Origin of the sequence: Neorhizobium sp. T6_25 (genome assembly GCF_002968555.1) — a bacterium.
GTDB lineage: Bacteria > Pseudomonadota > Alphaproteobacteria > Rhizobiales > Rhizobiaceae > Neorhizobium.
In genome coordinates this window covers 18,794-44,850 of sequence record NZ_PVBL01000035.1, presented here as the reverse complement: position 1 = coordinate 44,850, position 26,057 = coordinate 18,794, and the positions used below count along the sequence as shown (strand labels likewise).

General features: G+C 61.2%; 31 protein-coding genes and 1 pseudogene. 22 read left to right on the top strand and 10 right to left on the bottom strand.

Features of this window, described 5'->3' with window-relative positions:
• The first annotated feature begins 64 nt into the window (after positions 1-64).
• The 6 genes from C5L10_RS30405 (at position 65) to C5L10_RS30380 (ending at position 4,351) form a co-directional block, all read left to right on the top strand.
• Positions 65-1,384, top strand: a complete 1,320-nt coding sequence (locus C5L10_RS30405; protein WP_105432730.1) for a phosphatidylglycerol lysyltransferase domain-containing protein — start codon at positions 65-67, stop codon at positions 1,382-1,384.
• The gene (locus C5L10_RS30400) at positions 1,381-2,742 is read left to right on the top strand and encodes a virulence factor family protein (protein ID WP_172717268.1); all 1,362 of its coding nucleotides are present in this window, start codon (positions 1,381-1,383) and stop codon (positions 2,740-2,742) included. Before C5L10_RS30405 ends, C5L10_RS30400 begins: the two co-directional genes overlap by 4 nt.
• Positions 2,743-2,844: 102 nt before the next feature.
• Entirely contained in the window at positions 2,845-3,228 is a 384-nt protein-coding gene (locus tag C5L10_RS30395) for a DUF6152 family protein (protein WP_105432728.1), read from the top strand.
• A gap of 7 nt (positions 3,229-3,235) precedes the next feature.
• A complete protein-coding gene (locus C5L10_RS30390; protein WP_105432727.1) occupies positions 3,236-3,706 on the top strand; it encodes a DUF6644 family protein in 471 nt (156 codons plus the stop codon).
• A 58-nt stretch (positions 3,707-3,764) separates the two neighbouring features.
• The gene (locus tag C5L10_RS30385; protein WP_046607262.1) at positions 3,765-3,980 is read left to right on the top strand and encodes a CopG family transcriptional regulator; all 216 of its coding nucleotides are present in this window, start codon (positions 3,765-3,767) and stop codon (positions 3,978-3,980) included.
• Positions 3,974-4,351, top strand: a complete 378-nt coding sequence (locus C5L10_RS30380) for a type II toxin-antitoxin system VapC family toxin (protein WP_105432726.1) — start codon at positions 3,974-3,976, stop codon at positions 4,349-4,351. Before C5L10_RS30385 ends, C5L10_RS30380 begins: the two co-directional genes overlap by 7 nt.
• Here the strand turns inward: C5L10_RS30380 and betA are convergent, their stop codons facing one another.
• Entirely contained in the window at positions 4,352-6,001 is a 1,650-nt protein-coding gene (gene betA / locus C5L10_RS30375) for a choline dehydrogenase (protein WP_105432755.1), read from the bottom strand.
• 99 nt (positions 6,002-6,100) lie between these two features.
• Here betA and C5L10_RS30370 point away from each other — a divergent pair, with 99 nt between their 5' ends.
• Positions 6,101-6,298: a type II toxin-antitoxin system RelE/ParE family toxin gene (locus tag C5L10_RS30370; RefSeq protein ID WP_245448304.1), complete on the top strand. Its 198-nt coding sequence runs from the start codon at positions 6,101-6,103 to the stop codon at positions 6,296-6,298.
• A gap of 3 nt (positions 6,299-6,301) precedes the next feature.
• The gene (locus C5L10_RS30365; RefSeq protein WP_046664477.1) at positions 6,302-6,655 is read left to right on the top strand and encodes a helix-turn-helix domain-containing protein; all 354 of its coding nucleotides are present in this window, start codon (positions 6,302-6,304) and stop codon (positions 6,653-6,655) included.
• A gap of 8 nt (positions 6,656-6,663) precedes the next feature.
• Here C5L10_RS30365 and betB read toward each other — a convergent pair whose 3' ends face one another.
• A complete protein-coding gene (betB, locus tag C5L10_RS30360; protein WP_105432725.1) occupies positions 6,664-8,127 on the bottom strand; it encodes a betaine-aldehyde dehydrogenase in 1,464 nt (487 codons plus the stop codon).
• A 1-nt stretch (position 8,128) separates the two neighbouring features.
• Positions 8,129-9,652: a choline-sulfatase gene (betC, locus tag C5L10_RS30355; RefSeq protein ID WP_105432724.1), complete on the bottom strand. Its 1,524-nt coding sequence runs from the start codon at positions 9,650-9,652 to the stop codon at positions 8,129-8,131.
• A 155-nt stretch (positions 9,653-9,807) separates the two neighbouring features.
• Between betC and C5L10_RS30350 the strand changes: the two genes are divergently transcribed.
• The 6 genes and pseudogenes from C5L10_RS30350 to C5L10_RS30325 all read left to right on the top strand — a co-directional run bounded on the left by C5L10_RS30350 (position 9,808) and on the right by C5L10_RS30325 (position 14,410).
• A complete protein-coding gene (locus tag C5L10_RS30350; RefSeq protein WP_105432723.1) occupies positions 9,808-10,104 on the top strand; it encodes a type II toxin-antitoxin system RelE/ParE family toxin in 297 nt (98 codons plus the stop codon).
• Between the two features lie 8 nt (positions 10,105-10,112).
• On the top strand, positions 10,113-10,421 hold the full coding sequence (locus C5L10_RS30345) for a HigA family addiction module antitoxin (protein WP_046664473.1): 309 nt from the start codon (positions 10,113-10,115) through the stop codon (positions 10,419-10,421).
• Positions 10,422-10,451: 30 nt separating this feature from the next.
• Positions 10,452-10,662, top strand: a pseudogene (locus C5L10_RS30340) (hypothetical protein); the annotation flags it as partial.
• Positions 10,663-10,805: 143 nt separating this feature from the next.
• Entirely contained in the window at positions 10,806-12,611 is a 1,806-nt protein-coding gene (locus C5L10_RS30335; protein WP_105432722.1) for a bifunctional diguanylate cyclase/phosphodiesterase, read from the top strand.
• 101 nt (positions 12,612-12,712) lie between these two features.
• Entirely contained in the window at positions 12,713-13,714 is a 1,002-nt protein-coding gene (locus C5L10_RS30330; RefSeq protein ID WP_105432721.1) for an NAD(P)H-quinone oxidoreductase, read from the top strand.
• A 549-nt stretch (positions 13,715-14,263) separates the two neighbouring features.
• Positions 14,264-14,410, top strand: coding sequence for a DUF1127 domain-containing protein (locus tag C5L10_RS30325; protein ID WP_007751079.1), 147 nt, complete (start codon positions 14,264-14,266; stop codon positions 14,408-14,410).
• A 73-nt stretch (positions 14,411-14,483) separates the two neighbouring features.
• On the opposite strand, the gene C5L10_RS30320 is transcribed toward C5L10_RS30325, so the two are convergent.
• Positions 14,484-15,221, bottom strand: a complete 738-nt coding sequence (locus C5L10_RS30320; RefSeq protein WP_105432720.1) for a DUF3750 domain-containing protein — start codon at positions 15,219-15,221, stop codon at positions 14,484-14,486.
• A 94-nt stretch (positions 15,222-15,315) separates the two neighbouring features.
• Here C5L10_RS30320 and C5L10_RS30315 point away from each other — a divergent pair, with 94 nt between their 5' ends.
• Together C5L10_RS30315 and C5L10_RS30310 are read left to right on the top strand one after the other, a co-directional pair.
• Positions 15,316-16,323 carry an asparaginase gene (locus C5L10_RS30315; RefSeq protein ID WP_105432719.1) on the top strand — a complete coding sequence of 336 codons (1,008 nt, stop codon included), beginning with the start codon at positions 15,316-15,318 and terminating at the stop codon, positions 16,321-16,323.
• Between the two features lie 123 nt (positions 16,324-16,446).
• Positions 16,447-17,364, top strand: coding sequence for a LysR family transcriptional regulator (locus C5L10_RS30310; RefSeq protein ID WP_105432718.1), 918 nt, complete (start codon positions 16,447-16,449; stop codon positions 17,362-17,364).
• Positions 17,365-17,745: 381 nt separating this feature from the next.
• Here the strand turns inward: C5L10_RS30310 and C5L10_RS30305 are convergent, their stop codons facing one another.
• Entirely contained in the window at positions 17,746-18,501 is a 756-nt protein-coding gene (locus C5L10_RS30305; RefSeq protein ID WP_105432717.1) for a DeoR/GlpR family DNA-binding transcription regulator, read from the bottom strand.
• A 125-nt stretch (positions 18,502-18,626) separates the two neighbouring features.
• Here C5L10_RS30305 and C5L10_RS30300 point away from each other — a divergent pair, with 125 nt between their 5' ends.
• The gene (locus C5L10_RS30300; protein ID WP_046641593.1) at positions 18,627-18,983 is read left to right on the top strand and encodes a hypothetical protein; all 357 of its coding nucleotides are present in this window, start codon (positions 18,627-18,629) and stop codon (positions 18,981-18,983) included.
• Positions 18,984-19,051: 68 nt separating this feature from the next.
• Entirely contained in the window at positions 19,052-19,684 is a 633-nt protein-coding gene (locus tag C5L10_RS30295) for a glutathione S-transferase family protein (protein WP_105432716.1), read from the top strand.
• Positions 19,685-19,777: 93 nt separating this feature from the next.
• Here the strand turns inward: C5L10_RS30295 and C5L10_RS30290 are convergent, their stop codons facing one another.
• Positions 19,778-19,978 (bottom strand): hypothetical protein, encoded by a 201-nt coding sequence (locus C5L10_RS30290; RefSeq protein WP_105401912.1) that lies wholly within the window; start codon positions 19,976-19,978, stop codon positions 19,778-19,780.
• Positions 19,979-20,080: 102 nt separating this feature from the next.
• On the opposite strand from C5L10_RS30290, the gene C5L10_RS30285 reads away from it, so the two are divergent.
• The gene (locus tag C5L10_RS30285) at positions 20,081-20,977 is read left to right on the top strand and encodes a LysR substrate-binding domain-containing protein (RefSeq protein ID WP_105432715.1); all 897 of its coding nucleotides are present in this window, start codon (positions 20,081-20,083) and stop codon (positions 20,975-20,977) included.
• A gap of 4 nt (positions 20,978-20,981) precedes the next feature.
• Here the strand turns inward: C5L10_RS30285 and C5L10_RS30280 are convergent, their stop codons facing one another.
• The gene (locus C5L10_RS30280; RefSeq protein WP_245448308.1) at positions 20,982-21,587 is read right to left on the bottom strand and encodes a glutathione S-transferase family protein; all 606 of its coding nucleotides are present in this window, start codon (positions 21,585-21,587) and stop codon (positions 20,982-20,984) included.
• Between the two features lie 187 nt (positions 21,588-21,774).
• Between C5L10_RS30280 and C5L10_RS30275 the strand changes: the two genes are divergently transcribed.
• Together C5L10_RS30275 and C5L10_RS30270 are read left to right on the top strand one after the other, a co-directional pair.
• The gene (locus C5L10_RS30275; RefSeq protein ID WP_105401909.1) at positions 21,775-22,056 is read left to right on the top strand and encodes a type II toxin-antitoxin system ParD family antitoxin; all 282 of its coding nucleotides are present in this window, start codon (positions 21,775-21,777) and stop codon (positions 22,054-22,056) included.
• The gene (locus C5L10_RS30270) at positions 22,053-22,364 is read left to right on the top strand and encodes a type II toxin-antitoxin system RelE/ParE family toxin (RefSeq protein ID WP_105432714.1); all 312 of its coding nucleotides are present in this window, start codon (positions 22,053-22,055) and stop codon (positions 22,362-22,364) included. The genes C5L10_RS30275 and C5L10_RS30270 overlap by 4 nt, the downstream gene beginning before the upstream one ends.
• On the opposite strand, the gene C5L10_RS30265 is transcribed toward C5L10_RS30270, so the two are convergent.
• Entirely contained in the window at positions 22,361-23,740 is a 1,380-nt protein-coding gene (locus tag C5L10_RS30265; protein ID WP_105432713.1) for a TIGR03808 family TAT-translocated repetitive protein, read from the bottom strand. The two genes, C5L10_RS30270 and C5L10_RS30265, sit on opposite strands and share 4 nt — an antisense overlap.
• Positions 23,741-23,968: 228 nt before the next feature.
• Between C5L10_RS30265 and C5L10_RS30260 the strand changes: the two genes are divergently transcribed.
• A complete protein-coding gene (locus C5L10_RS30260) occupies positions 23,969-25,483 on the top strand; it encodes a diguanylate cyclase domain-containing protein (RefSeq protein ID WP_105432712.1) in 1,515 nt (504 codons plus the stop codon).
• Here the strand turns inward: C5L10_RS30260 and C5L10_RS30255 are convergent.
• On the bottom strand, positions 25,480-25,806 hold the full coding sequence (locus C5L10_RS30255; RefSeq protein ID WP_105432711.1) for a type II toxin-antitoxin system RelE/ParE family toxin: 327 nt from the start codon (positions 25,804-25,806) through the stop codon (positions 25,480-25,482). The genes C5L10_RS30260 and C5L10_RS30255 overlap by 4 nt on opposite strands.
• Positions 25,807-26,052 (bottom strand): type II toxin-antitoxin system ParD family antitoxin, encoded by a 246-nt coding sequence (locus C5L10_RS30250; protein ID WP_105432710.1) that lies wholly within the window; start codon positions 26,050-26,052, stop codon positions 25,807-25,809.
• Positions 26,053-26,057 lie beyond the last annotated feature (5 nt).

Genomic DNA, 26,057 nt, shown 5'->3' with positions numbered 1-26,057 from the left:
AACCTTTTGGGCGCAAGCTCTGACGAAATGCAGGCCTAACGCTTATTTCCGCGACGGATAACCTATGGCAGACATTGCCCACCTCGAAGAACCCTCGGAGCCGGTCGCCGGCTCGCCCGCAAAACAGTCGGCACAATCGGCCATCTCCATGGGGAGGGTGCTGATTGATCGCCTGACTCCCGATACGGGCATTCTCCTGTCTTTCGGTTTCGTTCTGTTCGTGATGGCGCTTGGCGTGAGTGTTTTCCTCGAGGAAAATCTGGTGAGGCTCGGCTGGAGCCTGCTTCTGTCGAACACCAATATTCAAGCGCCGACCGGCCTGGCGCTGACGCTCCTGATCGGCACGCTTGCCACCAACCGGCTGCGGCGCCCGCGGCGCTGCCGCAAGCCGCCGGCGAGCGACGAAATGAACCGCGCCGTCGAAATCCTCGCCACCCAGCCGAATGCGAGCGCCGGTCTCGTCCGCCTCGGCGACAAGAAGCTGCTTTTTTCCGATTGCGGCAACGCGTTCATCATGTACGCCCAGCAGGGCCGTTCCTGGGTGGCGCTGTTCGATCCCATCGGCCCCGGCAGCGCCTGGTCCGGCCTGACGCTGAAATTCATGGAACATGCCCGCAAGTCGGGTTGCCGCGCCGTTTTCTATCAGGTCTCCCCGGACTTCTTGCCGCTCACCGTCGAATCCGGGTTGAAGCCTTACAAGCTCGGCGAACAGGCGGTGGTTGACCTGACGAACTTCGACCTCAAGGGTGGCACTCGGATCAGGCTTCGGCGCGCCGTCAACCGCGCGGTTCGCGATGGTCTTGAGTTTTCGATGATCGAGGCAGATGACGTGCCTGCAGTTCTCGATGAACTCCGGTCCGTCTCGCGCGCGTGGCTGACGGCCCAGAATGCCACGGAAAAAGGCTTTTCGCTCGGAACCTTCCAGCCTCAATACGTGGCGACCGGCCCGGTTGGCGTCATCCGCATCGAGGGCAAGATTGTTGCCTTCGCCAACGTCCTTTCGACCGGCTCCGCCGGGGACGCCTGCATCGACCTGATGCGCCACCTGCCGAATGCTCATCAGGGCATGATGGTCTTGCTGTTCGTGCGGATCATGGAGCATTTGAAGGCTGCAGGCTTTCGCACCCTTAACCTCGGCATGGCGCCGCTTGCCGGCCTTTCGACCCACAGCAAGGCGCCGCTCTGGAACCACGTGGGCGAACGCATCTTCCAGAATGGCGAGCGTTTCTACAATTTCCGCGGCGTGAGGTTGTTCAAGGACAAGTTCGATCCGGAATGGCAGCCGCGTTACATCGCCGTCTCCGGCCGTGGCCTGCCGGTCGTTTCACTGGTCGACGTTACCATGCTGATCGGCGGCGGGCTGAAGGGCATCCTTCGCAGATGAAGGTTCTGCCGATCATTGTTGCAGGCATCACCTTCGTCGCTGCCATCGTCAATATCGTCTCCGACCCGGACCTGAAGGCCAAAAGCTTGCCGACCGACCGGATTTCCTTTCCCGAAACCAAGGCGACCGGAGTGGTCGTGCTGCTTTCGGGCGGCGAGGGGTGGTCGGACCGCGAGGAGCGCACGTCCGAGGCGCTGGTCAGGGACGGCGCCCTGGTGGTCGGCGTGGATATTCGCGATTATTACGGGGCGCTCGAGGAAGAGCGGGACGACTGCCTTTATCTGGTTTCCGACATCGAAGACGTGACGCGCCAACTGCACCGCTCGGCCGATATCGCCACCTATCATCCGCCGGTCGTGGCAGGCATTGGTGACGGCGGTACGTTGGCGCTGGCCATTGCCGCCCAGACACCGGATTCGACGATCGCCGAGACGCTTGCCATCGACCCTCGGACCGCCATCCCGCTGTCGACCATCCTCTGCACCCCGGCGCCAAAGACCCCGGTCCCCGGCGGCACGGTCTACGGCCTGACCGAAGGCGATCTTCCCAATCCCGTCCGGATCGTCTTCACCCCCGAGGCCGACGCGGCGGGCCGCATCCACACGGAAAATCTGAAAATCACCCATCCCGCGATCGAGTACCGGGAAACGGCTGGGGCCGCGGATGTAGCCCTGCTGGAGAATACATCGGCCACCGTCCGGCGGCTCGCCCAGTCCGCTTCGCCGCTCAATCTGCCGATAGTGCCGATCCATGCGACGCCGAAGCACAATACCATGGCGATCATCTATTCCGGCGACGGCGGCTGGCGCGATATCGACCAGCAACTTGGCGCCTATCTTAAGGAAGAGGGCATCCCGGTCGTCGGCGTCGATGCATTGCGCTATTTCTGGAGCGAGCGAACTCCGGAACAGACCGCAGCCGACCTTTCCCGTATCGTCAGTTCCTACCGCAAACGCTGGAACGTCGATAACGTCCTGCTGATCGGATATTCCTTCGGCGCGGATATCCTGCCGGCCACCTACCGGCTGCTGCCGGATGCCGACAAGCAGGCGATCTCGCTCGTCTCGCTTCTGGCCCTGTCGCACCAGGCGGATTTCGAGATCAACGTGACCGGCTGGTTCGGGTTTGCAGGTCTTGGCAAATACGGCGATCCGGTTGACGATCTTCGCGAGGTCGAGCCGTCCAAGATCCAGTGCATCTACGGCCTGAAAGAAGATGACAGCGCCTGCCCGGCAGTCCGGGAGATTCGCGGCACCCAGGTTCTCGCCCGCGAAGGCGGCCACCATTTCGACGGCGACTACCGCGCCCTCAACCGCCTGATCGTCGACAGGGCCGTGGCGCTGATGGCGACCAACTGACCGTCGATAGCGGGCCGACGTTCAAGAAACGGTGAAACCTCTGGTTATTCGGTCAGGCATCCTACATCTCCGGCATATGATCCGGAACAGAGGAGAGCCGTCATGCCCCGCCTTTCGATCGCCCGCATTCTCGCCGGCACCATGTTTGCCGCATCGCTCGCCGGCACTGCCGTTGCCCATCACGGCTGGTCCTGGGCGGAAGCCGACCAGATAGACCTCAAGGGTACGATCCAGTCGATCTCGTTCTCGCCGCCCCATCCGACACTCGAGATCAGAGCCGAAGACGGCGTCTGGCGCGTCGAACTCGGCAATCCCAATCAGACCCAGCGCTCCGGCTTCGTCGAAGGGCAGGCCAAGGTCGGCGACCAGATCGCCGCCACCGGCAACCGCTCCGAAGACCGCAGTGAAAAACGCATGAAGGCGGTCCGGATCGTCGTCTCCGGCAAGACCTTCGACATCTATCCGGAACGCATCAAGACCAACTGAGGCGGGCATGGAATTCCTCGCTTCGCTTGCCGAAACGCCGCTGGCGCGGGCGCTGATCACCTCGTCGACGCTCTATCTGCTGGTCAACGCCGCGCATATCCTCGGCATCGGCATGCTGTTCGGCGCCATCCTGGCGCTGGATCTCCGGCTGCTGGGCCTGGCCCCGGTCATCCCGCTTGCCGTGATCGCGCCCTACCTGTCACGCCTCGCCGGCGCCGGTGTCCTCATTGCCGTCGTCACCGGCCTCTGCCTGTTCTCGGTGCGGCCGCTGGAATATGTCCGCAACCCGGCCTTCCTCGCCAAACTCGGCTTGGTAGCCCTGGGGCTCCTGAACGTTGCCGTTGTTCATTTCAATTCCGGATGGCGGACGGTGCTGGCCGGCAACGCGCCGACGACGGCACTTCGGTTTTCCGCCGTCCTCTCGATCGTGCTGTGGATCAGCGCGGTGATTGCCGGCAGATGGATCGGGTTTTTGTAGACTGGTTTCGTCGCGTCATTTTGAGTATTATCGATTGACTGTGACCGTGGAGGTTTACTTGCAGACCGTAGTCGAGTTGCCAGATGCTGAAGTCGAGGCATTGGACCGTTTGGCGCAGAAGGAGAACATATCTCGATCTGTCCTGATCGAGCGTGCCGTGCACGATTTTCTGCAGAAAAGTGACAAGCAAAAGAGAGCCGAAGCTTTCGGCCTGTGGGGTAATCGCATCGTCGATGGCTTGGACTTTCAGCAAAAAGTTCGCGATGAATGGTGAGCGATAGCGCCGTTCTCGATACGAATATTATCGTCGATTATTTGAATTCCGTATCCGAAGGGCGTGAGGAATTTGAACGGTACGAAAATCCAAGCATTAGCATTGTGACATGGATGGAAGTGCTCGTCGGGGTGCCTCCACATCTGGCTGCGGCAACACGAGAATTCCTGAATGCCCTGAATATCATCGCGCTTGACGATGCAGTTGCCGAAAGGGCGGTGTCCCTTCGCCAGAAGCACAAGATGAAGCTTCCCGATGCGATCATCTGGGCGAGCACGGATATTCATTCAATGCTGCTCGTCACAAGGAACACGAAGGACTTTCCTGCGAATCTGCCGGGAATTCGCGTACCTTACGTTCTGCGCCACTGATCACCGATCGCTCACCATCGCCCGCGGATTGACCCAGGGTTCCTGATTGCTGCGGGGCAGGGGTGTCTTGCCGAGGATATGATCGGCGGCCTTCTCTCCGGTCATGATCGAGGGGCCGTTGAGGTTGCCGTAGGTCACATGCGGGAAGATCGACGAGTCCGCGACCCTTAAGCCCTGGACCCCGATCACCCGGCATTCCGGGTCGACCACGGCAAGAGGATCGTCGGCACGGCCCATCCGGCAGGTGCCGCAGGGGTGATAGGCGCTTTCCAGATGCTCGCGCAGGAATGCGTCGATCTGGTCATCCGTCTCGACCTGTTCGCCCGGCTGGATTTCCGGCCCGCGATACTGGTCGAACGCCTTCTGGGAAAAGATCTCGCGGGTCAGTCGCACACAATGGCGGAACTTCTCCCAGTCTTCAGGATGGCTCATGTAGTTGAAGCGGATCACCGGGTCCGCCTTCGGATCAGGCGATCGCAGCGTCACGCTTCCGCGCGATTTCGACAGGTTGTAGCCGACATGCACCTGGAAACCGTGGCTTTTCGCCGCCGCGCGGCCGTCGTAGGAGATCGCCACCGGCAAGAAATGGTATTGAATATCAGGCTGCGTGAGACCCGCGCTCGAGCGCAGGAAGGCGCAGGCCTCGAACTGGTTGGAGGCGCCGAGGCCACCCTTCGACAGCAGCCACTGCGCGCCGACCACGCCCTGCCAGAACCAGGGCAGCCAGGAATAGAGCGAGACCGGCTTGGTCGAGACCTGCTGGAAATAGAATTCCATATGGTCCTGCAGGTTGGCGCCGACGCCCGGCCGGTCGGCCGTGACTTCGATGCCCATCTCCTTCAGATGGTCCGCCGGCCCGATGCCGGACAGCATCAGCAGTTTCGGCGAGTTGAAGGAGGAGGCCGAGACGATCACCTCGCGGTTGGCCTTGATCGTCTCGCTGACGCCGCGCCTTTCGATTTCAACGCCGACGGCGCGGCCGTTCTGGATGACGATCTTCTGCGCCAGCCCATAGATCAGTTCGACATTCTTGCGCCTCAGCGCCGGCCGCAGATAGGCGTTGGCGGCCGACCAGCGCCGGCCGTTATGGATCGTCTGCTCCATCAGCCCGAAACCTTCCTGTTTCGAGCCGTTATAATCCTGCGTCATCTCGAAACCGGCCTGGGAGCCCGCCTGGATGAAGGCGTGGAAGAGCGGATTGGTCACCGGCCCACGCTTCACATGCAGTGGCCCGTCCGTGCCCCTCCAGCCTTCCTCGCCGCCATGCGAATGCTCCATGCGCTTGAAATAGGGCAGCACGTCCGCATAGGCCCAGCCCTGCGCGCCGAGCTCCTCCCAGCGGTTATAGTCTTCCGCGTGGCCGCGGACATAGACGAGCCCGTTGATTGACGACGACCCGCCGATCACCTTCCCACGCGGCGCGGTGATGCGGCGGTTGTTGAGGTTCGGTTCGGGCTCGGAAAGATAACCCCAGTTGTAGCGCTTCATGCTCATCGGCCAGGCCAGCGCCCCGGGCATCTGGATGAACGGCCCGAAATCGGATCCGCCGGCCTCGATGACGATCACCGAATTTTTGCCGTCCTCCGACAGGCGATAGGCCATGGCGGAGCCTGCGGAACCGGAACCGATGATGACGAAATCTGCCTGCATCATTTGCAACTCTCGATTGATGTGCGTATAGCTGTAAGCTATATTGATCTAATGAAGGCTGTACTCTATTCTAAGGTCGCGCAGAAAAGCCTGAGCCGGATGCAGCCCAGACGTCAGGCTGCCATCAGGGCGAAGGTCGATGCATTCGCCCGTGGTGAAAAGGTCGATCTCAAAAGGCTGGAGGGCAGCGCGCTCGTTCGCATCCGCGTCGGCAATGACAGGATCATCATCGATGAGGAGACGAACCTCGTCGTTGTTATTGATGTCGGGCCTAGAGGCGGCATCTACAAGGAGTGAACAATGGGTGTTTTTGACAAGACCGTCATTGACGGCAAGTCTTATGTCCTGGTTCCCGAAGACGACTTCGAGGATATGATGGACACCATCAAAGCCAATGAAATCCTGGCGCGCATCGCCGCCGGTGAGGAAACCTGGCCGGCCGAGTTGGTGTACGAACTGCTTGAAACCGAAAGCCGCATCCGTACTTTCCGCAACTACCGCAAGATGACGGTCTCGGAGCTCGCGGAAGCAGTCGGGATCTCTCAGCCCTACCTGTCCGAGATCGAGACCGGCAAGAAGACAGGCTCGGTCGATGTGCTGAAGCGCATCGCTGCCGTCCTGAATGTCGATCTCGACGATCTCGTGCTGGACTGACGCCATCGTCAATACGGCGCCTCGACCTTGCCCATGCCCACATAGACAGTCTTTAGCTCGGAATAATGCTCCAGCGCCGCCAGCGAATTTTCGCGTCCGAAGCCGGATTGCTTGGAGCCGCCGAAGGGGATTTCCACCGGGCAGAGATTGTAGGTATTGATCCACAGCGTCCCGGCTTCCAACTGATCCGCCACCCGATGCCCACGCGTGAGATCGGACGTGAACACCCCACCCGAAAGGCCGAATTCCGTGCCGTTGGCGCGGGCGATCACCTCGGCCTCGTCGTCGAAATCGAGCACGCACATCACAGGCCCGAAAATCTCCTCGCGGGCGATCGTCATCTCGTCGGTGACGTCGGCGAATACGGTCGGCTGCACGTAATAACCTTCGCCGGTGACGTGGTTCGGAATGCCGCCGCCGGTGACCAGCGTGGCACCCTCGGCCTTGCCCTTTTCGATATAGCTCATCACCTTCTGGCGCTGGTCGAAGGAGACCATCGGCCCGATCTGGGTCGCCTCGTCCATCGGATCGCCGATCACCATGTTTTCCGTGCGTGCCTTGAGGCGGGAGAGGAATGTCTCCTTGATGCCCCGTTGCACGAAGACGCGGGTGCCGTTGGAGCAGACCTGGCCGGTCGAATAGAAATTGCCGAGCATCGCTCCGCCGATCGCCGAGTCGATATCGGCATCGTCGAAGACGATCAGCGGCGATTTGCCGCCGAGTTCCATCGTTACATGCTTGAGGCTTCCGGCCGCCGCTGCCGCCACCTTGCGACCGGTCGGCACCGAGCCGGTCAGCGACACCTTGGCGACATCGGGATGGTTGACCAGCAGCGGCCCGGTCGTCCGGTCGCCCTGAATGACGTTGTAGAGCCCCTTCGGCAACCCGGCCTCAATGAGAATTTCGGCGATCTTCAGCGCCCCGAGCGGGGTGTTTTCCGAGGGCTTGAACACCATCGCATTGCCGCAGATCAGCGCCGGCGCACCTTTCCAGCAGGCGATCTGCTGCGGATAGTTCCAGGCGCCGATGCCGACGCAGACGCCCAAGGGCACCCGTTTCGTATAGGCAAAGTCCTGCCCCAGCGGGATATAACTGCCGTTGAGTCCTGCCGCTGCGATACCCCCGAAGAATTCGAAGCTGTCGGCGCCCGAAGTCGGGTCGGCGACGATGGTTTCCTGGATCGGCTTGCCCGTATCGAGCGTCTCCAGTTCGGAAAGCTCGCGGTTGCGCTCCCGCATGATGTCGGCGGCGCGCTTGAGGATGCGGCCGCGGGCGGTCGGGCTCATGGCCGCCCATTCCGGCTGGGCGCGCTTGGCCGCCGCAATTGCCTTCTCGACGATCGCGGGCGTGGCCGCATGCAGGCGTGCGATCACCTCTCCGGTCGCCGGATAGAGGCTTTCGATGACGGTGCCGTCGGTATCCTCGACATATTCGCCATCGATGAAATGGCTGGCGATCGGTTGGGCTTTCATCTCATTCTCCGCGCGGGTAGCGTTTGGACTCTTCGAGATTGTCGAGGTTCATGTGGTTGCGCATGTAGCGCTCCGATGCTTTCTGCAAGGGCTGGTGGTCCCAAGGATAATAGGCGCCGTTGCGCAGCGCCTCGTAGACCACCCATCGCCGCGCCTGGCTTTCACGCACAGCCGCGTCGAAGGCGCCCATGTCCCACCGCTCCTCGCGCTGGCGCCGGAACAGAGCGACGACCTCGGCAAAGTCCGGATCGTCGGCGAGGTTGTTGAGCTCCCGGGGATCGCCTTCCAGGTCGAACAGCTGGTCCGGATCGAGCAGGCAATGGACATATTTCCATTTGCCCTCGCGGATGGCGACGAGCGGCGCATAGGAGCCTTCGGCGGCATATTCCATCAGCACCGGGCTCGTGCGCGGAACACCCTCCATCATCGGCTTCAGGCTTTCGCCGTCCGTCCAGGGCTTGATCTCGTCCATCGAAATGCCGGCGAGGTCGCAGAGCGTCGGCGTCACGTCGAGGTTGGAAACCGGCGCCAGATGCAGGGCAGCGGGCACGCCGGGACCGGCGATCATCAGCGGCACGCGGGCCGAACCCTCGAAGAAGTTCATCTTGAACCACAGCCCGCGCTCGCCCAGCATATCGCCATGGTCGGAGCAGAACAGGATCAGCGTGTCGTCCAGCATCCGCGTCCGCGTCAGCGTGTCGACCAGTTCCCCGACCTTCTCGTCGATATAGGAGATGTTGGCGAAATAGGCTCTTCGCGAGCGGCGGACATTCTCTTCCGTTACGTCGAAGTTCTTGTAGTCGCAGGAAAAGATGATCCGCTTCGAATGCGGGTCCTGGTCTTCGAGCGGGATCGGCCCGACTTCCGGCAGCAGGTGCTCGCAATCCTCGTAAAGATCCCAGAACTTCTTCCGCGCCACATAGGGGTCGTGCGGATGGGTGAAGGAGACGGTAAGCGCCCAAGGGCGCCGATCGGCATCGTCCCGCTCGCGGGCGAGATGATAGAGCTTCTGGTTGGCGAGAAAGGCGACCTCGTCGTCATATTCCATCTGGTTGGTGATTTCGGCGACGCCCGCGCCGGTCACCGAACCGAGATTGTGATACCACCAGTCGATCCGCTCGCCCGGCTTGCGATAATCCGGCGTCCAGCCGAAATCGGCCGGATAGATATCGGTCGTCAGCCGGTCCTCGAACCCGTGCAGCTGGTCCGGCCCGACGAAATGCATCTTTCCCGAAAGCGCCGTGTAATAACCGGCCCGGCGCAGGTGATGCGCGAAGGTCGGGATCGACGAAACATATTCGGCGGCATTGTCATAGACCTGCGTCCGGCTCGGCAACTGCCCGGCCATGAACGAGGCACGCGCCGGCGCGCAGAGCGGCGACGACGTGTAGTTGTTGACAAACCGCGCGCCGCGCGCGGCAAGCGCCTTGAGGTTCGGCGCATGCAGGAACGATGCCGGCCCGTCGGGAAACAGCGTCCCGTTCAACTGGTCGACCATGACGATGAGGATATTGGGTTTGGTCATGGCAGGCATTTTCCTCGCGGGCGGCATAGTCTCCAGAGTGAGTTATTTTCGATCGTCTTGGCAATCAAGAAGCGATTGCGAACCTTCCTGTCGCAAAAGCGCGCCGTTGACGTTTTGTACCGAAGAGTGGTACATAGGCTCACGGGGAGTAGCGAATGATCATCAGCTTTCGGGACGATTGGCTTCGTGACTTTTCTGTCGTTGACGCACACGCGAAGAAAATTCCCTCCGACATAGAAAGTCGATTATTTCGCAAGCTTCAGATGATTGATGATTCAATGACGGATCAGGACTTGCGGGTGCCGCCGAGCAACCATTTCGAGAAGCTGCGGGGCAATCTCGACGGCTTCTGCTCGATACGGATCAACAGGCAGTGGCGGCTGGTATTTCGTTGGGACGGAGCCAAGGGCGAGGCCCGCGACATTTATCTCGACGACCATAGCTATAGGTGAGGTGCAACATGCTGACGACCAAGCGTAAACCGGTAACGGTCGGCGAAATCCTCGTCGAAGAATTCATGGTGCCGATGAGCCTTACACAGGCGGCGCTGGCAGAGGCTATGGGTGTGCAGCGCAAGCACGTCAATGAACTCTGCAACGGCCGCCGGAGCGTGACCGCCCCGACCGCACTCATTCTGGCGCGGGTATTCGGCAACAGCCCGGATTTCTGGCTGAATATCCAGCGGCGTAACGATCTCTGGACAGCCATGCATGACCCCAGGGAGATCGAGCGGATCGAGCGCGCCCGCCCGCTCCACGATGCCGCATGATCGGCCCCTTGAGCCGTTGACCCGTTGATGCGGCCGATGCGCGGTTCTCGCTGGGTCATTATCGGCGGCGTCGTAACGGCGCTTGCGGGGCCTGGTGATCGCTCTCGGCTGGCCGGTGAACAGCCTCTGGATCCTCGGCCTGTTCCTCGCGATCGACCTCACGATGCAGGGCTGGGCCCTGATTGCGGTCGCGCTTGCGGCCAAGCCAGGAGGCACGCAAAAGTTGACGCTAAGTCTCTAAAATCTTGTATAAAAATGCTTTTCATCGTCACAAAACTTTCATCCAACCTTCATGTTCGGGAAAGGTATTTTTGACCAATTGCTGGGAACCTGACGTTCGTGTTGAGGCATGTTTTAGGCCATTGCGCAGTGGAGTAATGAGTAATGTCGTCTGCGGCCATCTTGGAATCGGGCGTTTTCCGTCGGTATGCGAGCGATCAGCTTGTCACTCTGGCCAAATTGGTACTCGAAAATGCCTTCCAGCCGATCGTCGAGGTCGGCACCGGGTCCGTCTTCGGTTATGAATCGCTGCTGCGCGGCCAGGAACGGATCGGTTTCTCGTCACCGCTCGAACTGCTCGATGAGGCCCAGGAGACCAACCAGCTTCTGGCACTCGAACAGATGATGGCAACCCGGGCATTGGCGAAATTCGCCAGCCTGCCGGATTTCTCGTCCCAGACGCTGTTTCTCAATCTCGACGTCCGGCTGATCCGCCACGGCAAACATTTCCTCGAAAAGGTCGTGCAGCACCTGCGCAAGGCGAATATCGCTCCGTCTTCCGTCTGCTTCGAATTCTCCGAGCGTTTCGACAATACCAGCGTGCCGGAATTTGCAGATCTGGTCACCCAGATGCGGAAGGAAGGCTTCAAGCTGGCGATCGACGATTTCGGCGTCGGCCATGGCGAAATGAAACTGCTCTGCGACTATCCGGTCGATTATCTGAAGATCGACCGCCATTTCGTCGCCGGCATCGACAAGAACCCGCGCAAGCGCCACCTCGTCAAGAACATCGTCAGCATCGCCCACGTGCTCGGCATCCGCGTCATCGCCGAGGGCATCGAGACGGAGGCGGAATTCCTCGTCTGCCGCGAATACGGCGTCGATCTCGTCCAGGGCTGGTTCATTGCCCGGCCGACCACATTCGTGTCCGAACTGCAGCCGTCCTTCCCCTATCTCGCGGATATCGGCCGTACCCGTCGCTCCAGCCAGTCGCTCGACGAAATCCTCATCCGCAAGCAGATCGAACACCTGCCGACCGTCTATGAGAACCAGAGCATCGACAGCGTCTTCGACCTGTTCCGCCGCAATCCGCGCCAAGCCTTTTTCCCGGTGCTGAATGCAAACGGCGAGCCCCGCGGCGTCATCAACGAATACCACCTCAAGGAATATATCTATCAGCCTTTCGGCCGCGACCTCCTGAAGAACAAGGTCTATGAGCGCTCGATCTCGCATTTCGTCGACCGCGCCCCGATCGTTGGGTTGGACGCGGAAGCCGAGGAGCTGATGACCCTGTTTGCCAATATGGAAAACAGCGCCTGCGTCATCCTCACCGAAAACATGCGCTATGCGGGTGTCGTCTCGGCCGCCTCGCTGATCAAGGTCATCAACGAAAAGCAGCTCAAGATCGCCCAGGACCAGAACCCGCTGACCGGCCTGCCGGGCAATCGCGCCATCCGCGACTTCATGCAGGAAACCGGTCGCGATGACGACGAGACCCGCTTCTTCTGTTATTGCGACTTCGACAACTTCAAGCCGTTCAACGATCATTACGGCTTCCAGATGGGCGACCATGCGATCTCGCTGTTCGCCGCCCTGGTGAAGCGTTATTTCTTCTCCGACGGCGATTTCCTCGGCCATGTCGGCGGCGACGACTTCTTCATCGGCGTGCGCGGCTGGACCCGCGACGAGCTCAATGAAATCCTCGAACGCCTGCTCTCCGATTTCCATGACGATGTCGTCGAGCTCTATTCCCCGGAAGAACGCGCCGCCGGCAAGATCCGCGGCCACGACCGCTCCGGCACTGAGCGGGATTTCCCGCTGCTGCGCTGCTCGATCGGCGTGCTCGAACTGCCCCAGGGCCTGCTGCTCGACGATGTCGGCCGCATCGGTTCGGAGATCGCCGCCGTCAAGGCGGAGGCCAAGGAAAGCGATGGCGGTCTCGTTTTCGCAAGTTTCGGCGAGACAAAATGACCTAGGCGGCGGAACGCCGCCTTCCTATCGCAAGGCGACTATCCTAAGTCAGGAGGCCTATCACCGATCCCGTCGGTGGCCGCACTGAGAGGAGTCCCGCCATGCCGCTTCCCACCGAAATGCGTTTCGTCGATCTGCCGTCCTTCGGAGAGCCGGAGGTGATGACCATTGCCAGGGGGCCGCTGCCGGCGGTGCGGCCGGGCGAAATCCTGGTCAAGGTGGAGGCGGCCGGTATCAACCGCCCGGACGTGCAGCAGCGCAAGGGCGCCTATCCGCCGCCGAAGGATGCAAGCCCGATCCTCGGCCTGGAAATATCAGGCGAAGTGGTGGCAATCGGCGAGGGCGTCAGCGAATTCAAGCCCGGCGACAAAGTCTGCGGGCTCGCAAACGGCGGCGGTTATGCGGAATATTGCGTCGTGCCGGCGGGGCAGGCTCTGCCATGGCCGAAGGGTTTTGACGCAGTGAAAGCCGCGGCGCTGCCGGAAACCTTCTTCACCGTATGGGCCAATCTGTTCCAGATGGCGGGCCTGACCGAAGGCGAGAGCGTGCTGATTCACGGCGGCACCAGCGGCATCGGCACGACTGCCATCCAGCTCGCCAAGGCGTTCGGCGCGACGGTTTATGCGACGGGCGGCTCCAGGGAAAAATGCGAGGCCTGCGAAAAGCTCGGCGCCGTGAGAGGCATCGACTACAAGACCGAGGACTTTGCCGAGGTCATCAAGGCGGAAACCGGCGGCCGGGGCGTCGATGTCGTGCTCGACATGATCGGCGCTGCGTATCTCGAAAAGAACCTCTCGGTTCTCGCCAAGGACGGCTGCCTGTCGATCATCGCTTTCCTCGGCGGCAACATCGCCGAAAAGGTCAACCTGTCACCGATCATGGTCAAGCGCCTGACCGTCACCGGCTCGACCATGCGCCCGCGCACCGCGGACGAAAAACGCGCCATCCGCGACGATCTCCTGGCCCAGGTCTGGCCGCTCCTGGAGGACGGAACGGTCGCCCCGGTCATCCACTCCGTCCTGCCGTTCGCAGACGTCGTCGAGGCCCACAAGCTGATGGAAACCAGCAGACATATCGGCAAGATCGTTGTGACGTTGAGCTGAGGGAGGGAATCTGCCTCGATCGAAGCTGGCGAATTCTAGGGGCGGATGGTCGCTTCCGCAACTCAATTAAATTCGCGATCGTTTATATAACGTGGCTTGCAGACTCAGGCTTTGGCCCCTAACTTCTAATCATCATCAACGTAGTGAAAGGAAGGTGGTCCAATGTCTAGTGAGATTTCGGTCTGTGTAACGGGCAATGGAAAGGTGGCGGTTTTGACGGGGCAACCCTCGGCCTGAACCTCATCTTCCTTCGGGCCGCTGCGAAGCGCCCCGGGTTCGTTCAACCGGACCAAACTCATGGAAGGGTCGCCTCGAGCGGCCCTTTTCCATTTTATGGCCCTTCATTCGAAGCCCTTTAATGACGGCCGGCGGTTCTTCATTTTTCATTATTTCTAATATGAGAATACCCATGCGCCCCTCGCATAGGTGGCCTGCTAAGTGGGCGCTTTCAGTGCACGTTTGATGAGCTTATATAAGCGTCATCGAAGCAAACGAGAGCGCCAAGGACTGGCAGCTGGGCTTCGAAAATCCCAGGAAAGGGGAACCATCATGAACGTCGCACGCACTCTCAACAATTGGCGCAAGTATCGTCAGACGGTTGCCGAACTGGGCCGTATGACACCGCGCGAACTCAACGATCTCGGCATCGCCCAGGGCGATATCCGCCGGGTTGCGCGTCAGGCCGTCGGCTTCTGATCGCCATCTGACATGAAGTTATGTCGAGCGCCCGCATCCGCGGGCGTTTTGCATTTCATGCATAGCTGCCATCTTAAATCCCGATCCGTCCAAGCGCTGGCACCTTGATGCCGGGGTTGGCGATATCGACTCCTGCGACCAGGCCCAGGAAATGCACCTCGAACCCGCTGCGCACACCGGCAGCCAGGCCGATGAGGCCGCGCACGGTCACATGCACGTCGCGCCAGTCGTCGTCCACATGAATGAATTCGCCGTCCGGCAGATAGTCGCGCCCGACTGCGTGCGGCGGCAGCACGGCATCGAGCTCCGGCACGCTGCGCAGCACATGGGCGACGAAAGTGTTGGAGTTCGGGCCCGGCCAGATCGTGTAGCCGCCCGGCTCGGCATAGGGGTAGGCAACGATCGCGCCCTCGATCTTGGGGATCAGCAGTTCCGCCCTGGAGCCGGTCACCGAGGTCACCAACTGCGGCGTGTTGGAATACCAGTAGGCGTCAGGCGAATAGCCGTTGCGGCGGATCGGATTGCCCCAGCCCACCTTGTCGAAGCGCGTGTAGGTTTTCGCGCCTTTTTCCTTGAAGACGATCCAGGCGTGGCTTGCAACCGCGCCCTTCATGCCTCCCGTCATCGCCGAGAAGACGTATATTGCCGCTTCGTTGCTTGTCTCGGGCTTCGGCAGGATGCCCGCCGACGACCAGCGGGCCTCGCTCCAGCGCGACGGCCGGTCCTTGATCGCCCATAACCCGGCCGACGCGAAGGTCGGAACCAGGTAAACGATGAAGATGACCAGAAATAACCGCTTAACCGATTTCATACGGTCCCCCATGAAAATCCCGCCGGACTCGTTTAAGAGCCTGTGATATCGCCAGACGATAGGCACATTGAAACCGGCATTTTCAGGACAGACCATGCAAAACCCCGTTACCGTCGAAGTTACTAGAGGCAACCTGGTCGAAAGCCGTCACCGCGGCCTCGGCGCCGTGGTGGATGGCGACGGCAAGGTGCTGTTCTCGTTCGGCGAGGCGGACGCGCATGTTTTCCCCCGTTCCGCCAGCAAGGCCATGCAGGCGCTGCCGCTCATCGAAAGCGGTGCGGCGGACGCCTATGGCTTCGGCAACCGTGAACTCGCCTTTGCCTGCGCCTCCCACTCCGGCGAGGACGCGCATGTGGCGATGGCCGCTTCGATGCTGGGCAAAGCCGGCCGCGACGACAGCGCGCTCGAATGCGGCGCCCATTGGTCCTCGGAACAGGCGGTGCTGATCCATCAGGCCCGCACCATCGAGGCCCCGACGGCACTTCACAACAACTGCTCCGGCAAACATTCCGGCTTCGTCTGCACCTGCGTCCACACGGGAATGAATCTCAAAGGCTATGTCGATTACGACCATCCGCTGCAGGCCGAAATCCGCGGCACGATGGAAACCCTGACCGGCGCCATCATCGGCCACCAGAACTGCGGCACCGACGGCTGCTCGATCCCGACTTATGCGGTGCCGCTGAAGGGCCTTGCCCACGGTTTTGCAAAAATGGCGACCGGCAACACCCTGTCGGCGGAACGCGCCAAGGCCTCGCGCCGGCTGATGGATGCCTGCATGGCCGAGCCCTTTTACGTCGCCGGCACCAACCGCGCCTGCACCAAGCTGATGGAAGTCGCCCCCGGCAAGATTTTTGCCAAGACCGGCGCCGAAGGCGTCTTCGTCGCCGCCCTGCCGGACCAGGGCATCGTCATGGCGGTGAAATGCGAGGACGGCACCACCCGCGCCGCCGAAGCCATGATCTTCGCCCTCATCGCCCGTTATTTCGAAAAGGGCGGCGAGGTGCACACAAAGCTGATGGCGATGGCGAACAAGCCGATGAAGAACTGGAACGGCATCCAGGTGGGTGACGTGAGGGTGACCGACGCGCTGTTTGCGTGAGATCGACACTGGCAGGGTAGGACTTACAGCGCCCTCTCGCATCGAGCGGAAGGATGTTTCTTCTCTGCCGCGCTCGGGCTTTCCTGCTTGTGCATAATCCGCCGATGTTTATAAATCAGGGGCATGAATCTTCAGGATATAGAGGCCTTCGTGGCAGTGGCGGAAACGGGCTCGGTGAGTCGCGCGGCAGCACGCCTCAATCTCACCCAGCCTGCCATGACGCGGCGTATCCAAAGCTTCGAAATCGCCGTGGGAGAAGGCCTTCTTTTCAATCGCACGGTGAAGCCCGCCATACTGACGGCGCTTGGCAGCCATGTGCTCGAACATTGCCGGCGCGTGCTTGCTGCCGTGACGGAACTGGAAGCCTGCACGACGAGCGCCGCCGATCCGGCCGGCGAACTGAAGATCGGGGTGGCTCACGGCTTGGGAGAAATAGTTCTCAGCACGCCGCTGGAAACGCTTCGGCAGGATTTCCCCCGCCTCCGGCTCCAGATCAGTTCGAATTGGAGCATCGGCCTTATCGAGGAAGTGCGGAGTGGCGCCATCGATTGCGCCGTCGGATTGTTGACCGACGCCCACACGGTCCCAGCCGGGCTGCAGCGTGTTGCGCTCGGAGCGGAACAGGTCGTCGTGGTTTCCGCGTCGCGGCTCCCGACAAAACGGGACGGCAGTCCGTGGCGCTTGCGGGATTTGGCCGAAGAAGACTGGTTTCTCAATCCGTCGGGATGTGGATGTCGTGCAGCGTTGGAACGATCTTTCGATCGCCAGCAGCTTTCCATGCGAATCGCTGCCGAGATTTTCGGAGAGGATCTTCAGCTGTCGCTTCTGTCCAAGGCGGGAGGTCTTGCGCTCGTCCCGCGCCGTTTGTTCGAGCACAGCCCGCATCGCGAAGGCCGGCAGATCCTGTCCGTGATGGATTTCGTCATCCCCGCAACCGTCACCCTGGTCCGCAGCGCTATGCCGAGACGCTTCGACCCGGCGGTCGATCGACTGGCAAGCGCCTTGACCAAGAGGCTCGAGGGCTCCTCGTCCGAGACATAATCATTATAGAAACAATGCATTTGATTTATAGTTGAGCGGCGCTCATCCTCTACCGGAGCGGACCGGATCGCCCACGACGTGACCCCGCGTGTCGGTTCCCGGTGTTTAGAGGAGCCCGCCCTATGATCGTCACTGTCTTCCTCTCGCGATTGCTCTCCTCCCGGCAAAGGAAGGCGGAAGCGAAATGATATACGCACGCCTGTTTCCGAAGCGGCAGGAGGCCCCCCAGCCTGTTGTGACATCCGATGTGATAAGGCATCACGGACGGCTCGCCCGCCAATTGCGGAACGCCGCAATCCGCCGTGTTTTTGTCGATTGTTTTCGCGTGGTCTGCCGCGCATTGGTGAGAAAACGGCCTGGGCCGCCTCTCGACGACAGGCCTCAGGCTTCCAGCAAGGCGATCCCCAGAGCCCTGTAGGACGCCAGCCGCTCCTCGTCGATGTCCTCCTGCACGATCATCCCCGACAATGCCGAAACCGGCATGATGACGTGTGGCGAGGCCGCATCCAGCTTTTCCACTGTCACGAGCGTGATAGTCTCTGTGGAACAGGCGGCGATGTGGCGCTTGATCGCCGCCTCCTCGAAATCGCCGGTCGAAAGTCCGCGGGCCGGATGCACGGCGGTGACGCCGAGGAAGAATATGTCCGGCCGCATCAGCGCGATCTGCGCCATTGCCGCCGCACCCGTCGCGACCATCGAATGTTTGTAGAGCCGCCCGCCGATCAGGATCACCTCCACTGTCGGATGGTGTTCGAGTTCCGCCGCGATCGTCGGGCTGTGAGTGACGACCGTGAAGGCAAAGTCGCGGGGCAGGGCGCGGGCGATCTCGGCAGTCGACGTGCCGCCGTCCAGAAAGATCGTCTGGCCCGGCTTCACCATATCAGCCGCAGCCCTGCCTAGCCGCTGCTTCACATCCGACGATACCGCCCGCCGAGCAGAAAAATCCGGCAGGTCGGGAGAGATCGGCATCGCCCCCCCATGCACCCGCCGCAGCAGGCCTTCCGCTGCCATCTCCCGAAGGTCCCGCCGGATCGTATCCTCCGAAAGCGAAAACTCTTCCGCCGCCCGTTTGGCGATGACCTGCCCCTCCCGGCGCAGCATGTCGAGGATGAGGCTCTTGCGTTGGGTTGTCAGCATGGCTCTTGACTCTGCACGAATTGCATGAATAAGCGCAAATATGCCTGAAATGCAAACATTGTAAAGCGTTTTCCGGCATGTTCGTGCAGTTCCGCGATGAATGCGGACAAGTTGGAGAAACGAAGATGTTGATTTTGATCGCCGGCCCCTACCGCTCCGGCACCGGAGACGACCCCGAGAAGATGGCCGAGAACCTGAAGCGGCTCGAAGCGCCGTCGCATGCGCTGTTCAAGGCTGGCCATGTGCCGATGATCGGCGAATGGGTGGCGCTGCCGGTCTGGCATGCGGCCGGCGGAAAGCATGTGGGCGACGACCTGTACGAAGAGATCTTTCACCCGGTCGCAGGTCGTCTGCTGCAGCTCTGCGAGGGCGTCCTCCGCCTGCCGGGTGCGTCCAAGGGTGCCGACAACGATGTCCGGATCGCCAACGAGCGCGGGATTCCGGTCTGGCATCGGCTCGAGGACGTGCCGGGCGTCAGTTGATCGCTGGTTTGGGACTTCTAGCCTGAAAAAACCGTGCTAGAACACACGCGGTCCAAAGGAGGATTTTCATGTATACGCTGTTCTTTTCGCCCAACGCCTGTTCGCTGGCCAGCCACATCGCGCTTGCCGAATCCGGTCTTCCCTACGAGATCAAGTGGGTGAAGTTCGCCGACAAGGAACAGCAGTCGGAAGCCTATCTGAAGATCAATCCGAAGGGCCGCGTCCCGGCACTCGCAACGGACCGGGGGATCATCACCGAGTCCGTCGCGATCCTCGCCTTCATCGCCCAGGCCGCACCCGAGGCGAAGCTCGCACCGCTCGATGACCCGTTCCTGTTCGGCAAGATGCAGGCGTTCAACGCCTATATCGCCTCGACGGTGCATGTCGCCTACGCCCATTGGCGCCGCGGTTACCGCTGGGCGGACAACCAGTCCTCCTTCGACGACATGGCGGCCAAGGCACCAAAAGTCTTTCACGATTGTTTTCAGGTGATCGAGGCCTCGTTGCTCGAAGGCCCCTATGTGCTCGGGGAAGCCTATTCGGTGGCCGATGCCTATCTCTACCTGATGACCGATTGGCTCGCGAACATGAAGCTTGATCGTGCGGATTTTCCGAAGGTCAACGCGCACTACGAGCGGATGAAACAGCGCCCGGCCGTACAGCGCGCCCTGGCCGAACAGGCTGCCGCGACCGCGGTCTGACGCCGCAAGACGGCATTAAGCTTTTCCGCTCGAATACGGGTTCACCTCAGCCTCATGATTTGCCCCTTGGCCGGGAAGCGGATCATGGGAGCGTCAGGCGCATTTCGCCAGAGGCGCCTTATTGCAGTTCGTATCGGCTTGAAGCGGGCGCGGGAAGGGCAGGTCGGCGAGTTGCCGAAGGTCCATCGCGCGGATGTCGGGATGACGGAACGGGTCGTTCGACTGCAGGTCCGTCAATGTCTCGGTCGTTTCCAACCAGGCTTTCAAGTTCAAGAAAATCTTCAGCGGTGCCATGACCGTTACCTCGCAAATATGTGACCATTTGCAGACGTAACATCGGCCTTGCCGCGCGGTTTTTCAATTGAGTTCTTGAGTGCATGGCTATAGAAAAGCTATATGAGCAATCTCAACCTCGTGCATCTCAACGGCTTGCGGGCGCTGGAGGCAGTCGGGCGCCTGGGCTCGCTGCAGGCGGCTGCCGACGAGCTCGGCGTCTCGGTGGGTGCCGTCAGCCAGCAGGTCATCAAGGCCGAAGCCCAGCTCGGCCAGCCGGTCTTTCAACGCTTGCCGAAGGGCATGATGCCGGTCGATTCGGCGCGGCCGATGCTGGCCCGATTGAGCGAAGGTTTCCATGCGCTTTCGCAAGCGGTGGCGATCGGCAGGCGGCAGGACGATGCGCTGTTGACCATCTCCGTCGCACCCGTGTTTGCAGCCCGGTTCCTCGTCCACCGGCTCGATCGGTTCTCGAGCCTGCACCCGGAAATCCGCCTGCGCATCGACGCGACGACCAGGCTCGCCGATCTTGGTGTCGACGACATCGATCTCGGCATCCGCGTCGGGCCGGGCAGCTGGCCAGGCGTCGATGCCGAACTGCTGATCGAGCAGACGGTCTTTCCGGTCTGCTCGCCCGCGCTTGCAGAAAAGCTGAAGGAGCCGAAGGATATCCTGAAACTGCCGGCGATCATCGATGGCCCCTCGATGTTCTCCTGGGAGATCTGGCTGAACGAAGCGGGATTGTCCGGCGCCGGCATGGCGACGCGCCATGTGTTCAACGACGCCTCGCTCTGCCTGGATGCGACGATTGCGGGCCAGGGCGTGATGCTCGCATGGCATACGCTGGCGACCTACGCGCTGGAACAGGGGCGGCTGGTCGAGCCGTTTTCGATCCGGGCACGCACCGGCATGGGACACTATCTCGTCACCCGCGCCGGCGCTCGGGCGCCGGCGAAGGTCAGGGCTTTCCGGGATTGGCTGAAGACGGAGCTGCCGCCGCTCACGGAAAGCCGGAAGTAAAGCGTTACGCCGGTTCGGCGGTCCGCTTGTCCCACATTGCCTTGAAGCCGGGGCGGGCCTGTGCGGCCTCGATCCAGGCCTTCAAGGCCGGGCGGCTGTCGAACAGCGGCGCATATCCTTGCGCATAACGCACGACTTCTCCGACATTGATATCCGCCACGGTGAAACGGCCGCCGACCATGTGGCTGGTCTGGGACAGGTGCTTTTCGAGCACGTCGAAGGGCCGCTTCAGGGTGCGGGCCGCAACCTCGATGTCGGCCTTGCCTTCTTCCGTTTCCGCCCTTCCGCCGGCGATCGTGGCGGAGATCTTCAGAGCCGGCGTCTCGACGCTGGTCGCGCCGAACAGCGACCACTGGACCATCTGGCCCTCCTCGGCAATATCCTTCGGGCCGAGTTCGCCGCCGTATTTGCGGGCGAGATAGAGCGTGATCGCCAGCGACTCGTGCAGCACGAAACCGTCATCGTCCATCGACGGGATCGAGCCCATCGGGTTGATGCTCAGGAATTCCGGCGACAGCGTGTTGACCGGCGCACCCGGCGCCATCGGTTCGGGCAGGCGGTAGCCTTGGATGATCGGAATAAGTTCGAAAGGAATACCCAGTTCCTCGATGAGTCACAGCGGCCGCGTGGCGCGCGAACGGTAAACACCATATATTTTCAGCATTAAAGTCCCTCCAGGAAATGCGAGCGCAAGCTACGGGCAGGCCGCCCAAAACGGAAGACCAATCCGCGTTGGACGACCATGAAAGTTTTCGATAGGATTTAATCGTGTCCGATTTCTTGGAAAGGAGCCGATCATGCGCACAACCCAGTCGCTCAGCATCACCCTGCCGCTCGAAATGGCGCAGATGGTCAAGGCCAAGGTCGCTTCCGGCGAATATGCCACCGAAAGCGAAGTCATCCGCGACGGCTTGCGCACGCTGCTCGCCCGCGATGCGGCAATCGAGAAGTGGTTGGTGGAGGAGGTGGTTCCGACGCTGGATGAGATCGAAGCGGATCCCTCCAAGGTCATGCCGCTTGAGGAAGCACGTAGAAGGCTGCATGCCCGCGTCGACAAACTGGTCGATCCAGAGGCATGAAGTATACGGTCTTGTTCTCGGATGATGCCGAAGAGGACGTCGCGGAGCTCTTGGAGTATCTGGTACCGGCCGCGGGGGAGAAAGTTGCCAAGCGATACGTCGATCGGTTAATCGACTACTGTTACTCCTTTGAAACCTTTCCCGAACGCGGCGTTTTCTCCGACAAAAGGCCGGGCCTGCGCCTCGTCGGATACCGGCGCAAAGCGACCATCGCGTTTCAGGTTAAAGGCGATGTCGTCGTTATCGCCCGCATCTTCCATCGCGGCCGCAATATCGACTTCGGCGACGCTTCCAGCGATCTCGACTAAACAATCCGGTTGTTCGCGATCGTCAGATGCTTGAACCCCTGGGCCTGACCGTCTCCGCGAGCCAGTTCGGTCGTGGAAGGCGTCTTCCACCGGTGGCCGATCACCGCGCCGTCCTTTACCGCCTCGAACAGGTTGCCGGAAATCAGCGCTCCGCCGGCGCCTTCGACCACCGTCACCGCACAACCGACCTTCGCCTGCCGGACGATGTTGTTGCTGGCGAGCACGTTGCGCAGGTATGGCCCGAAACCGAGCGCCATACCCCAGAGCGGCACATTCTCGATGACATTACCGGTTACCGCGGTGTCTGCCTCGACGCTGATGCCGACGCCAAAGATCGCTCCGTCGAGCACATAGGGGCCTGTGGGGGTAAGGTTGCGGACGATATTGCCGGCGACGGTCGCAAGCCGGCCGCCTTCGTTGAAATTGACGACCGAAATGCCGTTCGCTGCGCCGTCGACGATATTGCCCGAGACCAGCGCGCCCTCGAAGGCGAATTCCGCATAGATCGCCGTCTCGCCGGAGGCCAGGCATGTATTGTTGGCGAAATGCGCGTTCGAGGCGCTGTTGGCGCGGATCGCCGAGAAGGCCGAATGCGAGATCTGGTTGCCGGTGACCATCACATTGTCGGCCCGGAACAGGTTGATCGCATTGCCGAACTGGCCGGTGCCGCCATTGGTGGCGCCGATCCTGGAGATACGGTTGCCGGAAACGATCGTGCCGTCGGAGCCCTTGCTCCAGCGGTGGATGAGGATGCCGCCATTGTCGCAGTCGGAGACCGTATTGCCGGTGACCGAAAGCCCGGTGCTCTCGACCGCATAGAGGCCGTATTCGGCGGCTCCTGAAATGCGGCTCCGCTCGATCCGCCCGCCGCAGCGTTCGAGTTGCACGGCTGTCTTGCGCGCACCGGTGATCTCGCAGTTGTCGATGATGATCTCACGGATGCCGCGCATGGTGACGAGCGCTGGGCTCTGGTCGTCGAGCCCGCGGTTCGCCCCGTCGATGACGATGTTGGAAAGCTCGATTCGGCGCGCCCCGTCGGCCGTCAGCATCCGCCCGCCACCGGAATAGACGAGCCGGGAAGCCCCGGCCACGCCGGTCATGCGGGTGCCCTCTGGCAGATCGAGATTGGACACCGGATAGTTCCCGGGCGGCAGGAAGACCGGCATGTTCTGGCGCGCCGCCTTGGCGATGATCTCCGCGAGCTTGCGGTTCTGCTTGTCGCCGCCGTCCGGGGTGACGCCGTGGGCGCCGGCATCGATCGAGCCGCGCAGGTCGATCGTCGAAAAGCCCTGGGCGGCGGCGAGGACGGGCCGAGGCACGGCTCCTGCCGCCGCCGCACCCGCGATCATCGTCAATGCCGTGCGTCTCGAAATCATCCAGCGCGTCTCCTCTGCGTCAATAAAGCATTTTCCATGCCGGTCCTTTATATTGTTACTATGCTCAAAGGTTCCGATTGATTGAGTAAAAAAGGCTTCTTTTGAAGCTTCAATCATGGCAGTTTCACAATGATTTTAAGCAACGATAAGGAATTCTCCCCCATGCTACACGGCACTTGGCGCGAGTTCCCGCGTATTTTCTTTGGAAAATGAAAAGGAGGCACTCGGATGGCGGGCCCCATGTCGCATAGCATGCCCTTGACTTTTGTCGATCCGCTGGACGAACTCTGCAGCCGCCTCCTGCGCGTTTCCGCTGACAGCGAGATAGACCTCGACATCGCGCTGGCCACCCGCGAACTTGAAACCCGCACCCTTCTCGATCAGCTTCCGGACTTCATTTACGTAAAGGACCGTCGCGGCCGCTTCGTCTTTGCCAATGCTGCAGCCGGGCGCAGCAGCAAGCTGCACAAAGGCAACGACCTGATCGGCAAGACCGATTTCGATATTCTTGATCATGAAACCGCACGCGAACTGTTTCTCGTCGAACAGGAGATCATGTCGACCGGCGTGGCGATCGACGGCCGAGAGGAACGCGTCAAGCTCGGCGACGGCCGTATGCTCTGTCTCACCACCTCAAAAATGCCGCTGCGCGATGTTCACGGCCAGATCGTCGGCCTGGTCGGGATTTCACGCGACATTACCGAGCGCAAACGCCAGGACGACCGCCGGCACGGCCATGCGCGCCTTCTCGAAATGGTCGCCCGGGGCCAGCCTTTGTCGGCGGTTCTGGATGCGATCGTCAAAACGGTCGAAGAGGAACTGGACGACGTCATCGCCTCGGTCCTGCTTCTCGAAGAGGGTGCGGACCGGCTGCGCCACGGCGCGGCGACCCGCCTTCCGCCCGATTATGTGAGGCTGATCGATGGCATCGAGATCGGCCCGAAGGTCGGCTCCTGCGGCACGGCCGCCTGGCGGCGCGAACCCGTCTTCGTCAAGGATGTGCTGGCCGATCCGCTCTGGGACAATTATCGCGAACTGGCCCTGAGGTTCGGCTTCCGCTCCTGTTGGTCGACGCCGATCATGAGCGCCGACGGGTTGGTGCTGGGCACGTTCGCTCTGTATTCGGATGCGCCGCGCGAACCGACCGAGCTCGAACTCGAACTGACGGCGATGGCGACCGACATCGCCGGCATCGCCATCGAACGCGCCCGCGCGGAAGAGCGCATCCAGCACATGGCCCATCACGATCCGCTGACCAGCCTTCCGAACCGCACGCTGTTCTGGGCGCAGTTCAGCCGTGCCCTGCATGAGGCCCGCCGCGAGAAACGCAAGGTCACGGTCGCCTATCTCGACCTCGACAATTTCAAGCAGATCAACGATACGCTGGGGCACGCGGCCGGCGACGAGGTGTTGAAAACGCTGTCGTGGCGCATGGTCAACTGCGTCCGCGTCACCGATCTTCTGGTTCGCCTTGGCGGCGACGAGTTCGCGATCGTCTTCAGCAATGTCAGTCAGGACGAACTCGGCCTGGTGCGCCGGCTTCAGGAATTGCGGACCGCGATCTCGAAACCCATCGTCATCGACGGCAAGAGCGTCACCGCCACCTGCAGCATGGGCGTCGCCTTTTTCCCGCAGGACGGCGATACGCCGGAAGACCTGCTCGCCCGCGCCGACCGCGCCATGTACGAAGCCAAGGATCTGGGCCGAGATCGCCTGCGTGTTTCCGGAGGCGAGGGGATTTAATCCTCGCTCTCTGTTTCGGCATCCGTGCCGAAATGTTTTGCCACATCCCGATGACCTTCGAGGATGCTGACAACCTGGAATTCGTCGCCAACGTAGCGAAAAAAGATTACATAGCCGCGAAAAGCCATGCTTCTGATGGCGGTATCAAGCTCGTCGCGAGCACGTCCCATTTTACCTGGAAGGCCGGCAAGCCTCACGCATTTCAGCCGTAATTGCCTTGCAAAGCCACGTCCCGTGGCTGGGTTGCCGCTTTCTCGCGTAATATAAGCTTGGATCTGTGCAAGATCTAAGCGAGCGCTGCCGAGATAGCGAAGTTGGGGCAATCAAAAGCCTTCCTTGGCAAGCTTTTCTGCCTCTGCGTCGAGAAAGGCCTCAACTTCTTCGTCGGTGTGGCTTCCACCCGCTGCAATTGAGCTTTGAATAGTGTCCCTCAGCGCCGAAAGCTTCGATTCGCGCTCCTGCACTAGTCGCAGCCCCTCGCGCACCACGTCGCTCGCCGAGCCGTAGCGGCCGTCTTGGACGGCTTCCTCGATGAATTTTTCCCAGCGGGCATCGATCGAAACATTCATGCGCC

Excerpts from the sequence above, each read along its gene's own strand:
- C5L10_RS30405 (WP_105432730.1), top strand. The coding sequence starts at position 65 with ATGGCAGACATTGCCCACCTCGAAGAACCCTCGGAGCCGGTCGCCGGC.
- C5L10_RS30400 (WP_172717268.1), top strand. The coding sequence starts at position 1,381 with ATGAAGGTTCTGCCGATCATTGTTGCAGGCATCACCTTCGTCGCTGCC.
- C5L10_RS30395 (WP_105432728.1), top strand. The coding sequence starts at position 2,845 with ATGCCCCGCCTTTCGATCGCCCGCATTCTCGCCGGCACCATGTTTGCC.
- C5L10_RS30390 (WP_105432727.1), top strand. The coding sequence starts at position 3,236 with ATGGAATTCCTCGCTTCGCTTGCCGAAACGCCGCTGGCGCGGGCGCTG.
- C5L10_RS30380 (WP_105432726.1), top strand. The coding sequence starts at position 3,974 with ATGGTGAGCGATAGCGCCGTTCTCGATACGAATATTATCGTCGATTAT.
- betA (WP_105432755.1), bottom strand. The coding sequence starts at position 6,001 with ATGCAGGCAGATTTCGTCATCATCGGTTCCGGTTCCGCAGGCTCCGCC.
- C5L10_RS30370 (WP_245448304.1), top strand. The coding sequence starts at position 6,101 with ATGCAGCCCAGACGTCAGGCTGCCATCAGGGCGAAGGTCGATGCATTC.
- C5L10_RS30365 (WP_046664477.1), top strand. The coding sequence starts at position 6,302 with ATGGGTGTTTTTGACAAGACCGTCATTGACGGCAAGTCTTATGTCCTG.
- betB (WP_105432725.1), bottom strand. The coding sequence starts at position 8,127 with ATGAAAGCCCAACCGATCGCCAGCCATTTCATCGATGGCGAATATGTC.
- betC (WP_105432724.1), bottom strand. The coding sequence starts at position 9,652 with ATGACCAAACCCAATATCCTCATCGTCATGGTCGACCAGTTGAACGGG.
- C5L10_RS30350 (WP_105432723.1), top strand. The coding sequence starts at position 9,808 with ATGATCATCAGCTTTCGGGACGATTGGCTTCGTGACTTTTCTGTCGTT.
- C5L10_RS30345 (WP_046664473.1), top strand. The coding sequence starts at position 10,113 with ATGCTGACGACCAAGCGTAAACCGGTAACGGTCGGCGAAATCCTCGTC.
- C5L10_RS30335 (WP_105432722.1), top strand. The coding sequence starts at position 10,806 with ATGTCGTCTGCGGCCATCTTGGAATCGGGCGTTTTCCGTCGGTATGCG.
- C5L10_RS30330 (WP_105432721.1), top strand. The coding sequence starts at position 12,713 with ATGCCGCTTCCCACCGAAATGCGTTTCGTCGATCTGCCGTCCTTCGGA.
- C5L10_RS30325 (WP_007751079.1), top strand. The coding sequence starts at position 14,264 with ATGAACGTCGCACGCACTCTCAACAATTGGCGCAAGTATCGTCAGACG.
- C5L10_RS30320 (WP_105432720.1), bottom strand. The coding sequence starts at position 15,221 with ATGAAATCGGTTAAGCGGTTATTTCTGGTCATCTTCATCGTTTACCTG.
- C5L10_RS30315 (WP_105432719.1), top strand. The coding sequence starts at position 15,316 with ATGCAAAACCCCGTTACCGTCGAAGTTACTAGAGGCAACCTGGTCGAA.
- C5L10_RS30310 (WP_105432718.1), top strand. The coding sequence starts at position 16,447 with ATGAATCTTCAGGATATAGAGGCCTTCGTGGCAGTGGCGGAAACGGGC.
- C5L10_RS30305 (WP_105432717.1), bottom strand. The coding sequence starts at position 18,501 with ATGCTGACAACCCAACGCAAGAGCCTCATCCTCGACATGCTGCGCCGG.
- C5L10_RS30300 (WP_046641593.1), top strand. The coding sequence starts at position 18,627 with ATGTTGATTTTGATCGCCGGCCCCTACCGCTCCGGCACCGGAGACGAC.
- C5L10_RS30295 (WP_105432716.1), top strand. The coding sequence starts at position 19,052 with ATGTATACGCTGTTCTTTTCGCCCAACGCCTGTTCGCTGGCCAGCCAC.
- C5L10_RS30290 (WP_105401912.1), bottom strand. The coding sequence starts at position 19,978 with ATGGCACCGCTGAAGATTTTCTTGAACTTGAAAGCCTGGTTGGAAACG.
- C5L10_RS30285 (WP_105432715.1), top strand. The coding sequence starts at position 20,081 with ATGAGCAATCTCAACCTCGTGCATCTCAACGGCTTGCGGGCGCTGGAG.
- C5L10_RS30275 (WP_105401909.1), top strand. The coding sequence starts at position 21,775 with ATGCGCACAACCCAGTCGCTCAGCATCACCCTGCCGCTCGAAATGGCG.
- C5L10_RS30270 (WP_105432714.1), top strand. The coding sequence starts at position 22,053 with ATGAAGTATACGGTCTTGTTCTCGGATGATGCCGAAGAGGACGTCGCG.
- C5L10_RS30265 (WP_105432713.1), bottom strand. The coding sequence starts at position 23,740 with ATGATTTCGAGACGCACGGCATTGACGATGATCGCGGGTGCGGCGGCG.
- C5L10_RS30260 (WP_105432712.1), top strand. The coding sequence starts at position 23,969 with ATGGCGGGCCCCATGTCGCATAGCATGCCCTTGACTTTTGTCGATCCG.
- C5L10_RS30250 (WP_105432710.1), bottom strand. The coding sequence starts at position 26,052 with ATGAATGTTTCGATCGATGCCCGCTGGGAAAAATTCATCGAGGAAGCC.